Source organism: Bacillus sp. GbtcB14 (genome assembly GCF_019091205.1).
In the GTDB taxonomy this organism is placed as follows: domain Bacteria; phylum Bacillota; class Bacilli; order Bacillales; family Bacillaceae_G; genus Bacillus_A; species Bacillus_A cereus_AG.
Genome location: NZ_JAGXJT010000001.1, coordinates 276,989 through 290,418 on the forward strand (window position 1 = coordinate 276,989; position 13,430 = coordinate 290,418).

Sequence of the window (13,430 nt, forward strand, 5' to 3'; positions counted from 1 at the left end):
GTGGCTGAAAGAACACATGCATGTGGAAAAGTAACAGTAGAAGCAGTTGGACAAACAGTTCAATTAAAAGGTTGGGTACAAAAACGCCGTGATTTAGGTGGATTAATCTTTATCGACTTACGCGACCGTACAGGTATCGTGCAAGTTGTATTTAACCCAGAAACATCAAAAGAAGCGTTAGAAATAGCAGAAACGATTCGTAGCGAATACGTATTACACGTAGAAGGTACAGTTGTTGAGCGTGGTGAAGGTGCAATTAATGACAATATGGCAACTGGTCGTATTGAAGTACAAGCAACGAAAGTAAACGTATTAAATGCAGCAAAAACAACGCCAATCATTATTGCTGATGATACAGATGCATCAGAAGATGTGCGTTTAAAATATCGTTATTTAGACTTACGTCGTCCTGCAATGTTTAACACATTCAAAATGCGTCACGATGTAACGAAAACAATTCGTAACTTCTTAGACACAGAAGAGTTCTTAGAAGTGGAAACACCAATTTTAACGAAGAGCACACCAGAAGGAGCTCGTGACTATTTAGTACCAAGTCGTGTACATGATGGTGAATTCTATGCATTACCACAGTCTCCGCAATTATTTAAACAGCTTCTTATGGTCGGCGGATTTGAGCGTTACTATCAAGTAGCACGTTGTTTCCGTGACGAAGATTTACGTGCAGACCGTCAACCAGAATTCACGCAAATCGATATCGAAGCTTCATTCTTAACACAAGATGAAATTTTAGATATGATGGAGCGCATGATGACGAAAGTTATGAAGGATGCAAAAGGTGTAGAAGTGCGTGCACCATTCCCTCGTATGAAATATGCTGATGCAATGGCTCGCTACGGTTCTGATAAGCCAGATACACGCTTTGAAATGGAACTAACAGACCTATCTGAATTTGCAGTAGGGTGTGGTTTTAAAGTATTTACAAGTGCTGTAGAAAGCGGCGGACAAGTAAAAGCAATTAATGCAAAAGGTGCTGCGAGCAAATACTCTCGTAAAGATATCGATGCATTAACTGAATTCGTAAAAGTATACGGTGCAAAAGGTCTAGCTTGGCTTAAAGTGGAAGAGGACGGCTTAAAAGGACCGATTGCGAAATTCTTCGGTGAAGAAGAAGCAAACGCGTTAATGACTACATTAGAAGCTACTGCTGGCGACTTATTACTATTCGTAGCAGATAAGAAGAGCGTTGTTGCAGATAGCTTAGGTGCACTTCGTTTACGTCTAGGTAAAGAGCTTGAGTTAATCGATGAAAGTAAATTTAACTTCCTATGGGTAACAGATTGGCCACTTCTTGAGTACGATGAAGATGCAGATCGTTACTTTGCAGCTCATCACCCATTCACAATGCCATTCCGTGAAGATGTTGAGTTATTAGAAACGGCACCAGAAAAAGCACGTGCACAAGCATATGACCTTGTATTAAATGGTTATGAGCTTGGCGGTGGATCACTTCGTATTTACGAGCGTGACGTACAAGAAAAAATGTTCAAAGCACTTGGATTCTCACAAGAAGAAGCACAAGAGCAATTCGGATTCTTATTAGAAGCATTCGAATACGGTACTCCACCACACGGTGGTATCGCATTAGGTTTAGACCGTCTTGTTATGTTACTTGCAGGCCGTACGAACCTTCGTGATACAATTGCATTCCCGAAAACAGCAAGCGCAAGCTGCTTATTAACAGAAGCTCCAAGCCCAGTTGCAGAAGCTCAGCTTGAAGAGCTAAGCTTAAAATTGAGCGTGAAAGAAGAGAAGTAAGAGAAGTAAAGAAAAGGTCTAGATGGTTATACTAATACCATCTAGACTTTTTTTATGGATAATTGAGAGAAGAGGTAAAAGTGCGGTTTACACTATGCTTTCCTTCTCGAAATATGTATTTTTAGGAATTCTATAACTTTTTCTATACAAATAGTCGGAAAAACGCTAGAATACATGGTAGACCATTTTTGTAATAGGAGTGTAGAGCTGAATGTTACATCAATTTTCACGTAATGAATTAGCCTTCGGTAAAGAAGGACTTGAAATATTAAAAAATAGTACAGTCGGTATTTTAGGAATTGGCGGCGTAGGGTCATTTTCGGCAGAGGCGTTAGCACGTTCTGGCGTAGGACGTCTCGTATTAGTCGATAAAGACGTTGTAGATATTACAAACGTAAACCGTCAAATTCACGCGTTAGTATCTACTGTAGGACGTTCAAAAGTAGAATTAATGAAAGAGCGTATCGCAGACATTAATCCAGAGTGTGAAGTAATTGGACTAGAAATGTTTTATACTGATGAAACATATGAAGAGTTCTTCAAACATGGATTGGATTTCGTAGTAGATGCATCTGATACGATTACGTTCAAAATTCATTTAATTAAACAGTGCTTACGTCGCAAAATTAAAATTATCTCATGTATGGGTGCGGCAAATAAAATGGACCCAACTCGTTTCCGTATTGCGGATATCTCTAAAACACATACAGATCCAATTGCGAAAGTAATTCGTACGAAGCTTCGTAAAGATGGTATTAAAAAAGGTGTAAAAGTTGTCTTCTCTGACGAAAACCCAATCGTAATTCGTGAAGAAGTACGTAAAGAAATCGTACCAGACGAAAATGCAAAAATTCGTAAAGTGAAATTACCACCTTCATCAAATGCATTCGTACCATCTGTGGCAGGCTTAATTATGGCAAGTCACGTTGTGCGTGAACGTATTAAAAACGTAGAAGTGAAACGTGTAGGGCAAGAATAAAGTAAAAGCATATATCCATTTCGGATATATGCTTTTTTATATGTATTAAAGAAATATGGATATTTGCATCACCACTAGTTCAAATGTAAGCAAGGCTAGTAAGTAATGATCATATTTATCTGATTTATAGGCGGACGTCTTTTTTAAGCTGTTAATGGTGAAAAGAGCTAAAGTTAGGACGAGAACACCGAGTGTTATTTTGAAGACTATCAATGAAATAGTAACCATCTCCCTTCAAATGTATATGTTTATAGTAACATTTAAGTAAAAAATATCCAATTCGTTTCAGGAGTTTCCTTGTATGAAAGGGAGGGATATTTCTTCAATTTTTGTCGGTAAATCGATATTGTGTGTCGAATCATCGATATAATTTGAGTTACGATAGATATATTTGAAAAATTGTTGATATAATTTGATTTACTGGCACATACACACATATATATGCTGTTCATCAAATAAACAAAAAGGGATGTCACTTAGTCAAAAAAGTGGCATCCCTGTTTTTAATTCTCTGCAGAATATATAATATCTAAATTTCCATTTTGATCTGTTTTGAAAATGGGAGCGATCTGTTCTTCTTGTTCTTCAACTGAAACGAGTTTTCGAGCACGGTCCATAATTCTAACAAGCATGGCATAATCTTCTTCAATTGCTTGTTGTTTTTTTGAGAGTATTGCTAATTTTGCTTCGAGTTCATGATTTGTTTTTTGCAGGGACGTGAGCTGAGCCTGTAATACGTCATTTTCAGTTTGTAACTTTGCGAGTGAAGGGTCATTGTGCTCTAAGTTTTGCAAAAATGAAATAACACTGTGTATTGTAAGTTCTTGTTTATTTGACGTAATATCTTCTGAAAACTCTGCATCAATTACGAGTTGTTTCGTTTGCGTGAAATGCTCTTTTTCTATTTTAGCTTCAGAGCGTTTTAATTCTTTACGTTGTTTTTTTGCAAGTTGAACCGCATCTTCGTAATTCGGTCGTACTTCAGCATTCCATCTAAAGCCGCAAGCTGCTGAAGTGCGGTTCAATGTATCGCCGACTTCATCGAATGCTTTTATTTGTGTACTGCCGCTGCGAATATGTCGTAAAACAGTTTCTGCTAAAAGGAGATCGTCTTCTTTTGTCCATGCATCTTGACGTGTTTTCATAAGCGAAGCCTCCATAATGGTGACGTTTTCGCTTAGGTTACCCTTTATTTTTCGTTTTATTCGAACTTTGTAATCTTTCATATACAGTAGAAAGTGCTTGCTCAAATTTCCCTGTCGCTTTCGGTTTATAATATTGTTTGTTTTTTATTTTATCAGGTAAGTATTGTTGTTGTACCCAGCCATTTGGATGGTCGTGTGGATATAAGTATCCAATGCCTCTTCCAAGTGATTCTGCGCCTTTGTAATGACTATCTTTTAAATGACTTGGGATGTCACCGGTTTGACCGTTACGTAAATCGTGTAGTGCAGCATCAAGTGCTTTATAAGCTGAGTTTGATTTTGGTGATAGGCAAAGCTCGATAACAGCATTTGCAAGTGGTATACGTGCTTCTGGGAATCCAACTCGTTCAGCTGATTCTATAGCTGCTAGTGTACGTGGTCCAGCTTGCGGGCTAGCAAGTCCGATATCTTCATATGCCATAATAAGAAGGCGTCTACCAATGCTTTGTAAATCACCAGCTTCAATAAGACGTGCTAAATAATGAAGTGCTGCATTTACATCACTTCCGCGCACTGATTTTTGAAATGCCGATAATACGTCATAATGAGCATCTCCACCTTTGTCATGAACGAAGCTCTTTTTTTGCAAACATTCTTCAGCGATTTCTAGCGTAATTTCCGCAGCGTTGTCATTCGTTGTAAAGCTAGATAAAACAGCTAGTTCAAGTGCATTATAAGCGGAACGCATATCTCCGCCTGATGCATTTGCAAAATGATGTAATGCTTCAGGCGTAACAGTTACATCATATTCCCCAAGACCTTTTTCTTTATCTTCAAGTGCTCGTTTTAAGCCAATTAAAAGATCATCTTCTGTTAATGCGTGTAATTCGAAGATTTGACAACGACTTCGAATAGCAGAATTAATAGCATGGAACGGATTACTCGTCGTTGCACCAATTAAGGTAAGGAGTCCGCTTTCTAAATGAGGTAATAGAAAATCCTGTTTTGCTTTATCTAGACGGTGTACTTCATCTAAAATTAAAACGAGGTGTCGATGCATCTTTGCCTCTTGTATGACAACTTCCATATCTTTTTTATTATGAGTAACAGCGTTTAATAGGCGAAAAGGGGTTCCAGTACTTCCTGCAATTGCGCTTGCAATAGATGTTTTTCCAGTACCTGGAGGGCCGTATAAAATCATAGATTGAAAATGATTTGCTTGGACCATTCGCCATAAAATCTTTCCTTCACCAACTAAATGTTGTTGTCCGATAATTTCTTGAATATTTGTAGGGCGCATTCGATGTGCGAGTGGTTGTTTCATTTTTACCGTCTCCCTTAATGTATAATCTCTTTCTATCGTATCATTTTTTTTAGTGGAATTTGAAACAGGATGCTGTTTTGTGGGAAAAATGAATATGAATATTTCCATTTTTCTTTCAATTGTAATAATTTCCGAGTTTTTCAATGTGATTTTATGTTATCATTTTGATACACAAGTTGAAATTTCTTATAATACTATATTATGCTATAATTTCATAGGATTTTAAATTGTGTTCTTTTATAAATAAGATATAACTAATAGAAGTGAAAATTTGAAAAGAGGTGCAAAATAGATGAAGATTTCAACGAAAGGCCGCTACGGCTTAACAATTATGATCGATCTTGCAAAAAAGTTTGGTGAAGGTCCGATTTCCTTAAAATCAATTGCGCAGGCACATGACTTATCGGAACATTATTTAGAGCAATTAATTTCACCACTTCGTAACGCTCGTCTAGTAAAGAGTACGCGCGGTGCATATGGCGGATATGTATTGTCAGATCAGCCAGCTAACATTACAGCTGGAGATGTAATCCGTGTATTAGAGGGTCCAATTAGTGTTGTAGAAATGATAGAAGAAGAAGAACCAGCACAACGCCAATTATGGATGCGTGTTCGTGATGCGGTGCAAGAAGTGTTAGATAGTACAACGTTAGAAGATTTAGTACGTTATGAGGAAGAAAATCACGGGGGCTATATGTTTTACATTTAATTCCTTGTGAAACGATTTGGAAAGAAGGAGATTTAATGGAACGCATTTACTTAGATCATGCTGCGACATCTCCGACTCACCCAGAAGTGGTCGAAAAGATGATTCCATATATGACAGAAACATTCGGGAATCCGTCTAGTATTCACTTTTATGGACGTCAAACGCGCCATACAGTAGATGAGGCAAGACGCGCGTGTGCACGTAGCATTCATGCGAATCCGAATGAAATTATATTTACGAGCGGTGGTACAGAAGCTGATAATTTAGCACTTATCGGTGTAGCACGTGCGAACCGCCATAAAGGTAACCATATTATAACGACGCAAATTGAACATCATGCAATTTTGCATACGTGTGAATTGTTAGAGCGCGAAGGGTTTGAAGTGACGTATTTACCTGTTGATGAAACAGGACGCGTTCAAGTTTCTGACATACAAAATGCATTAACAGAAGAGACAATTCTCGTATCCGTTATGTTTGGGAATAATGAAGTTGGGACGATGCAACCAATCGCGGAAATAGGGAAGTTGCTAAAAGAGCATCAAGCCTATTTCCATACAGATGCGGTACAAGCTTACGGATTAGTAGAAATAGATGTGAAAGAGTTTGGCATTGATTTATTATCGATTTCAGCTCACAAAATTAACGGGCCAAAAGGTGTAGGGTTCCTATACGCTGGTGCAAATGTGAAATTTGAACCGTTATTAATAGGCGGGGAGCAAGAAAGAAAACGCCGTGCTGGTACTGAGAATGTACCGAGTATCGTTGGTTTGCAACATGCAATTTTGCTAGCTGAAAAAACTCGTGAGCAAAAAAATGCCCAATATGAAGAGTTTAAAGATATAATGGTATCTGTCTTCAAAAATGAAGACATTACTTTCGAGGTAAACGGAAACTTAGAATATCGCTTACCGCATGTGCTTAATATTAGTTTTACAGGAATGAACATTGAACCGTTCCTTGTGAATTTAGACTTAGCTGGCATTGCAGTGTCTAGTGGTTCGGCATGTACAGCTGGTTCGATTGATCCATCACATGTATTAGTAGCGATGTTCGGAAAAGACTCCGATCAAATACGTTCATCCGTACGCTTTAGTTTCGGGCTTGGAAATACGAAAGAGCAAATTGAGAAAGCGGCGTACGAAACAGTGAAAATCGTGAAGCGATTAACACAAAATTAGCATGGGAGGTGACATGATGAACAAACTACCTCACGAAACACGCGTTGTCATCGGGATGTCCGGTGGCGTTGATTCATCTGTAGCAGCTCTTTTATTAAAAGAGCAAGGTTATGATGTAATCGGAATCTTTATGAAAAACTGGGATGATACAGATGAGAATGGTGTCTGCACAGCAACAGAAGATTACAATGATGTAATTGAAGTGTGTAACCAAATTGGCATTCCGTATTATGCAGTAAACTTTGAAAAACAATATTGGGATAAAGTATTTACGTACTTCTTAGATGAGTACCGAGCTGGTCGTACACCAAACCCAGATGTAATGTGTAACAAAGAAATTAAATTTAAAGCATTTTTAGAGCATGCAATTGCGCTTGGTGCTGATTATGTAGCGACAGGTCATTATGCACGCGTTGCTTATATGGACGGCGAATATAAAATGCTTCGTGGCGTTGATGATAATAAAGACCAAACGTATTTCTTAAATCAATTAAGCCAAGAACAATTATCAAAAACATTGTTCCCGTTAGGTGAATTAAAGAAACCACAAATTCGTGAAATGGCGAAAGAAGCTGGTTTAGCGACAGCGGCGAAGAAAGATAGTACTGGTATTTGCTTCATTGGTGAGCGTAACTTTAAAGATTTCTTAAGTAACTATTTACCAGCACAACCAGGTGTGATGCAAACATTATCTGGTGAAGTGAAAGGAAAGCATGACGGTTTAATGTACTATACAATTGGACAACGTCATGGCCTTGGTATTGGTGGTAACGGTGATCCATGGTTTGCTGTTGGGAAAAACTTGAAAGAAAACATTTTATATGTTGATCAAGGGTTCCATAACGAACTTCTATATGGTGATGAAGTTATTGCTACGAATATCGGTTGGGTAAGTAATGAAGCGAAAGAAAAAGAATTTAAGTGCACAGCGAAATTCCGTTATCGTCAAGAAGACAATAAAGTAACGGTTCAAATCGTTGATGAAAATACAGTTCGTATTCTTTGTGACGAGCCAATTCGTGCAATTACACCAGGACAAGCAGTTGTTTTCTATGATGGAGATGAGTGCTTAGGCGGTGCTACAATTGATGAAGTGTACCGTAGCGGTAAGAAATTGGATTATTTAGGATAAAACGAGAAGCCTCTGCCGATTCGCGGTTAGAGGTTTCTTTTACATAAAGCGAATTTTCGTTCGCTTGGAAAATACATTCTTTGTTATAATTTGTTGTAGAGGTGAAGGATATGTCAAACAAACTTGAAACAGGTATTCAATATATGCAAGAAGGAAACTGGGAAGAAGCTGCTAAAAATTTCACAGAAGCGATCGAAGAAAATCCGAAAGATGCGCTTGGATACATTAATTTTGCGAACTTATTAGATGTACTAGGTGACAGTGAAAGAGCAGTTTTATTTTATAAACGTGCATTAGAGTTAGATGATAAATCTGCGGCTGCTTATTACGGATTAGGAAACGTGTATTACGGTCAAGAGCAATTTGCAGAGGCGAAAGCTGTATTTGAACAGGCGATGCACGCTGGATTACAATCAGCTGATGTAACATTTATGCTAGGTATTACACATGTGCAGCTTGGAAATGATCGTCTTGCGCTGCCGTTTTTACAAAGAGCGACAGAATTAGATGAAAACGATGTAGAAGCTGTGTTCCAGTGCGGACTTTGCTTTGCACGTTTAGAACATATTCAAGAGGCGAAACCTTATTTTGAAAAGGTATTAGAAATGGATGAAGAGCATGCAGATGCGTATTATAATTTAGGTGTTGCGTACGTATTTGAAGAAAATAACGAGAAGGCTCTTGCTTTATTTAAGAAAGCAACTGAAATTCAACCAGATCACTTTTTAGCTGGTAATGGTGTTCGTTTATTAGAGCAAGAAGCTGAATAAGATGAAAATATAGTTTAATGGGTAGTTATCCCTCATCTAAAAAGGTGGGGGATGTACTGCTCATTAAAGTGAAATGAAACCGGAAAGGAGAGGAAAAATGGGAAATCAACATGCAATGGATTTGTTTGAGGAAGAAAAAAAGTTTATAAAAGCGCAAGTTCTTCATACCATTTTCCACAACGAAGAAAACCTCTATTCCGTTGTCAGTATGAAAGTCATTGAAACGAATGAAACGTACGACGAAAAAAAAGTGATGATAAACGGTCATTTTCCCCGCATGCATGAAGATGAAGTGTTTACATTGACAGGGCATTTTAAAGATCATCCGAAGTATGGGAAACAATATTTAGTTGAAACGTTTAAGAAAGAATTGCCGCAAACAAAAGCTGGTATGGTGCAATATTTAGCGAGTGATTTATTTAAAGGGATAGGAAAGCGTACAGCTGAAAAAATTGTGGACCATCTCGGGGAACATGCTATTTCTAAAATTATGGATGACCCTGAGGCATTAAATGGTGTTGTCAACAAACAAAAAGCTCAGGAAATATATGAGACAATTGTTGAACATCAAGGATTAGAGAAAGTAATGAGCTTTTTAAATGGCTACGGTTTTGGAACGAAACTTTCTATTAAGATTTACCAACAATATAAAGAGATGACATTAGAAGTGATTCGTAATAACCCGTACCAACTTATCGAAGAAGTGGACGGGATTGGTTTTGGAAGAGCGGATGACATAGGGCGTGCGTTAGGGATATCGGGTAATCACGACGACCGTGTACGCGCAGGATGTTTTTACACATTAGAGAATGTCTCATTACAACTTGGTCACGTTTATATGAGGAAAGATCAACTTGTAAGAGAAACGATGTCACTTTTAAACAATCAAGAAGGAAGAGTGACTGAGGAAGATATTGTAGGTTGTATTGAAACGATGCAAAGTGAAGGGAAAGTTATCATAGAAGAAGAGCGAGTGTATTTAGCGACGTTGTTCTACTCTGAAAAAGGTGTTGTAAAGTCTATTCGCAGGCTTATGAATCAAGAAGAAACACCTTCATTTCCTGAAGCAGAAGTGTTAAAAACATTAGGTGAAATTGAAGAACAACTGAACGTACAGTATGCACCGTTTCAGCAAGAAGCGATTCAAACAGCACTTCATAAACCGATGATGTTATTAACAGGTGGACCAGGAACAGGGAAAACAACAGTTATTAAAGGAATTGTTGAAATGTATGCGTCACTTCACGGATTATCGTTAAATCCGAATGAATACAGTGATGATAATCCATTTCCAATATTATTAACGGCCCCAACAGGAAGAGCAGCGAAGCGAATGAGTGAATCCACAGGGCTTCCAGCTTGTACAATTCACCGTTTACTTGGCTGGACGCCAGAAGGGTCTTTCCAGCGTAATGAAACGGATCCGGTACAAGGGAAATTGCTCATTATTGATGAATTTTCAATGGTTGATATTTGGCTTGCAAATCAGCTATTTAAGTCATTGCCAACTAACATTCAAGTTATCGTTGTAGGTGATGAAGATCAATTGCCATCTGTAGGGCCTGGGCAAGTGTTGAAAGATTTATTGAATGCAGGTGCAGTTCCAACAGTAAAGCTTACTGAAATTTATCGTCAAGCGGAAGGCTCATCTGTTATTCAACTCGCCCATGCGATAAAAAATGGAACGCTCCCGCCAGATTTAGCGCAAAACCAAAAAGATCGTTCATTTATCGGCTGTACAGGAGCTCAAATTGTTGAGGTTGTTAAGAAGGTTTGTGACAATGCTAAGACAAAAGGGTTTAGCGCAAGAGATGTACAAGTATTGGCGCCGATGTACCGTGGGCCTGCTGGTATTAATGTACTAAACGAAGCGTTGCAAGAAGTGTTTAATCCGAAAAGGGAAAAGAGCAAAGAAATTGCTTACGGTGATGTTGTATACCGAAGAGGCGATAAAGTATTGCAGCTCGTTAATCAGCCGGAGAGCCAAGTGTTTAATGGTGATATCGGAGAAATTGTTTCGGTGTTTTATGCGAAAGAAAACGTTGAGCAACAAGATATGATTATCGTTTCATTTGATGGAATTGAAGTAACGTATACAAAGCCAGACTTAAATCAAATTACACATGCCTATTGCTGTTCGATTCATAAGTCGCAAGGTAGTGAGTTCCCGATCGTAATCATGCCGATAGTAAAAAGTTACAATCGTATGTTACGTCGTAATTTAATTTATACTGGTATTACAAGAAGTAAGAAGTTCCTTATTATTTGCGGGGAGGAAGCCGCCTTCCAGTCTGGTGTAAATCGCCTTGATGATGCAATGCGTCAAACGACTTTAGCGAGTCGCTTGCAAGAATCACAAGGAGAAGTACAGATGGTAACAGTTAATGGTGAAGAAATGGACGTGGAAAACATTTCACCGTATGATTTCATGTAACAAGGTGAAATTATATAGTGAAACTTTCAAACGTATAACGTTGAAAGGCTCCAGCAATGTATAAATGAATGCGGTTTGGACATAATGGCGAATAGAATCTGGGAGACTGTAAGGAGATGAAAGCCATATGTTCATTTGTCCAAATTGCAAAGGGAAAGACATTGGAAAAATAGGTGTCAACCAATTTTATTGCTGGAATTGTTATATCGAATTATCGGTTTCGAAGGGGAAAATCCATACGCATCAAGTAGAAGAAGATGGTTCATTAAGCTCACTTGATGATTTATTTGATGAGAACGAAAGAACGATCGGATAACGAAAAGGGGGATTTACTTTGAATCTACGCAATTCATTAATCGCATTAGGTGTTGGAGCGGCAGCATATCAATATGCTCGCAAGCAAGATGTATTTTCAAAACGCAATATGAAAAAAGCACGTAAGATGATTAAATCTTATCTATAAGCGCAAAAAACTCCCTTCATCATAAGGGAGTTTTTTTATGCACTTGTATGCAAATATAAAAGTCCAATTTCAGAGAAGAGATAAGATAGGCCGTAACATCCAACGCCAAGCACGCCGTAATGAAATAATTGCTTCGCCCTTTCTTTTCGTGAGGAACGAATAAAGAAACCTTTCCAAATACCAAACCCGATACAAACCCATTCAAGAATCATAAAAAGTGCTGATAATACGAGCATAAATAAAACCATTATGAGCCCTCCTGATTATATTGTTTCATGCTGCATTCTCAGGGGTGGTTGTCCTTATTATGTTATGTATATGTATGTCTTTACAAAACAGTATGGTCTACACGAAAAGATTTTAAAACTTTTGCACATAACCTACCCTATTTATTTTCACAATAAAGGTGGAGGAGGTTTTTCGTGTGAAGAATCTTAAAATCATTTGGATATATCGTTTAGGGTTATTATTACTTGTCTTTCTTTGTTTGCTTGTCTTTTTAAAAATTAAGCCGCTTTGGGAACCGATTGTTTTTGTGTTTAAAGTGGCAATTACACCGTTTCTTATTGCATGTTTTATTGCGTATTTATTGCATCCTTTAATTGAAAAAATTCATAAGGAAGGGATGCCGCGCACGCTCGCTATTTTGCTCATTTATATCCTTTTCTTTGGCGGAATTGGTTATGGAATTTATAAAGGAACGCCAGTTGTGATTAAGCAATTACAAGAAATCAATGAACAATTTCCGCAGTTTACAAAAATGTATGATTCTTGGATGGATGGCGTTACGGAACAAACGGCGAACTTCCCGTCATTTATTCATGAAAAGGTGAAACAAATTTTTGGTGGAGTAGAAACGAAGATACAATCACTTTTAAATAAAGTGATGAGCACAGCCCGTGGCGTACTGGACTCGTTGCTTATTATTTTCTTAATACCGTTCATTGTATTTTACATATTAAAAGATTACGGTGAGTTTTATCATATCTTTTGGAAACTAGTCCCGAGTAAGTGGCGTAGTACGGGACAAATGCTGGCGAAAGAAATTGATAAGTCACTCGGAAGTTATATTCGAGGACAGTTATTTGTTTGCTTAGTATTAGGGGGCGTATCTGTTCTTTCTTTTTGGTTTATCGGTATGAAATATCCATTATTACTCGGCATTATTATTGGGGTAACGGATATAATCCCGTACTTCGGTCCGATTTTAGGAGCAATCCCGACATTAATGATTGCGGCAACGGTATCAACGAGTTTACTGATTAAGGCGGGAATTACAATTGCTATTTTGCAATTTTTGGAAAGTAACATTTTATCCCCTTACATCGTTGGTAAGTCGCTTCGTATGCATCCTGTTATTATTATGCTGGCATTACTAGTTGGAGGAGAAGTGGCAGGAATTGTAGGATTACTCATATCAGTTCCAATTTTAGCAGTCATTCGTACAGTGATCGTTCATGTAAGGCCTCTTTGGAAAAAAGAAAATGTGTAATAAGAAAGCCCTCTACTTATAAAAG

Annotated in this window: 13 protein-coding genes; 10 read left to right on the forward strand and 3 right to left on the reverse strand. The window is 38.0% G+C overall.

All coding sequences use genetic code 11. The features are described from left to right. Entirely contained in the window at positions 1 to 1,776 is a 1,776-nt protein-coding gene (gene aspS, locus KVT31_RS01460) for an aspartate--tRNA ligase (RefSeq protein WP_088097849.1), read from the forward strand. A gap of 211 nt (positions 1,777 to 1,987) precedes the next feature. Beyond that, a complete protein-coding gene (locus KVT31_RS01465; protein WP_217613510.1) occupies positions 1,988 to 2,755 on the forward strand; it encodes a tRNA threonylcarbamoyladenosine dehydratase in 768 nt (255 codons plus the stop codon). A gap of 503 nt (positions 2,756 to 3,258) precedes the next feature. Here the strand turns inward: KVT31_RS01465 and KVT31_RS01470 are convergent. Next, positions 3,259 to 3,900 carry an RsfA family transcriptional regulator gene (locus tag KVT31_RS01470; protein WP_088097846.1) on the reverse strand — a complete coding sequence of 214 codons (642 nt, stop codon included), beginning with the start codon at positions 3,898 to 3,900 and terminating at the stop codon, positions 3,259 to 3,261. Between the two features lie 37 nt (positions 3,901 to 3,937). Then, positions 3,938 to 5,224, reverse strand: a complete 1,287-nt coding sequence (locus tag KVT31_RS01475) for a replication-associated recombination protein A (RefSeq protein ID WP_088097845.1) — start codon at positions 5,222 to 5,224, stop codon at positions 3,938 to 3,940. A 292-nt stretch (positions 5,225 to 5,516) separates the two neighbouring features. Here KVT31_RS01475 and cymR point away from each other — a divergent pair, with 292 nt between their 5' ends. From cymR to KVT31_RS01510, 7 genes are all read left to right on the forward strand, one after another. Continuing rightward, complete coding sequence (gene cymR, locus KVT31_RS01480; protein ID WP_000704116.1) at positions 5,517 to 5,933, forward strand: cysteine metabolism transcriptional regulator CymR; 417 nt, start codon at positions 5,517 to 5,519, stop codon at positions 5,931 to 5,933. A 35-nt stretch (positions 5,934 to 5,968) separates the two neighbouring features. Next, positions 5,969 to 7,114: a cysteine desulfurase family protein gene (locus KVT31_RS01485; RefSeq protein WP_088097844.1), complete on the forward strand. Its 1,146-nt coding sequence runs from the start codon at positions 5,969 to 5,971 to the stop codon at positions 7,112 to 7,114. A 16-nt stretch (positions 7,115 to 7,130) separates the two neighbouring features. Continuing rightward, positions 7,131 to 8,246: a tRNA 2-thiouridine(34) synthase MnmA gene (gene mnmA, locus KVT31_RS01490; RefSeq protein WP_088097843.1), complete on the forward strand. Its 1,116-nt coding sequence runs from the start codon at positions 7,131 to 7,133 to the stop codon at positions 8,244 to 8,246. 110 nt (positions 8,247 to 8,356) lie between these two features. Next, the gene (locus tag KVT31_RS01495) at positions 8,357 to 9,016 is read left to right on the forward strand and encodes a tetratricopeptide repeat protein (RefSeq protein ID WP_088097842.1); all 660 of its coding nucleotides are present in this window, start codon (positions 8,357 to 8,359) and stop codon (positions 9,014 to 9,016) included. 97 nt (positions 9,017 to 9,113) lie between these two features. Next, the gene (gene recD2, locus KVT31_RS01500; RefSeq protein WP_088097841.1) at positions 9,114 to 11,450 is read left to right on the forward strand and encodes an SF1B family DNA helicase RecD2; all 2,337 of its coding nucleotides are present in this window, start codon (positions 9,114 to 9,116) and stop codon (positions 11,448 to 11,450) included. A gap of 127 nt (positions 11,451 to 11,577) precedes the next feature. Continuing rightward, positions 11,578 to 11,766 (forward strand): hypothetical protein, encoded by a 189-nt coding sequence (locus KVT31_RS01505; protein WP_000469281.1) that lies wholly within the window; start codon positions 11,578 to 11,580, stop codon positions 11,764 to 11,766. A gap of 18 nt (positions 11,767 to 11,784) precedes the next feature. Beyond that, positions 11,785 to 11,913 carry a YrzQ family protein gene (locus KVT31_RS01510; RefSeq protein ID WP_001053553.1) on the forward strand — a complete coding sequence of 43 codons (129 nt, stop codon included), beginning with the start codon at positions 11,785 to 11,787 and terminating at the stop codon, positions 11,911 to 11,913. 35 nt (positions 11,914 to 11,948) lie between these two features. Here the strand turns inward: KVT31_RS01510 and KVT31_RS01515 are convergent, their stop codons facing one another. Beyond that, positions 11,949 to 12,161, reverse strand: coding sequence for a hypothetical protein (locus KVT31_RS01515; RefSeq protein WP_088097840.1), 213 nt, complete (start codon positions 12,159 to 12,161; stop codon positions 11,949 to 11,951). A 176-nt stretch (positions 12,162 to 12,337) separates the two neighbouring features. Between KVT31_RS01515 and KVT31_RS01520 the strand changes: the two genes are divergently transcribed. After that, on the forward strand, positions 12,338 to 13,405 hold the full coding sequence (locus KVT31_RS01520; RefSeq protein ID WP_088097839.1) for an AI-2E family transporter: 1,068 nt from the start codon (positions 12,338 to 12,340) through the stop codon (positions 13,403 to 13,405). Positions 13,406 to 13,430: the final 25 nt, after the last annotated feature.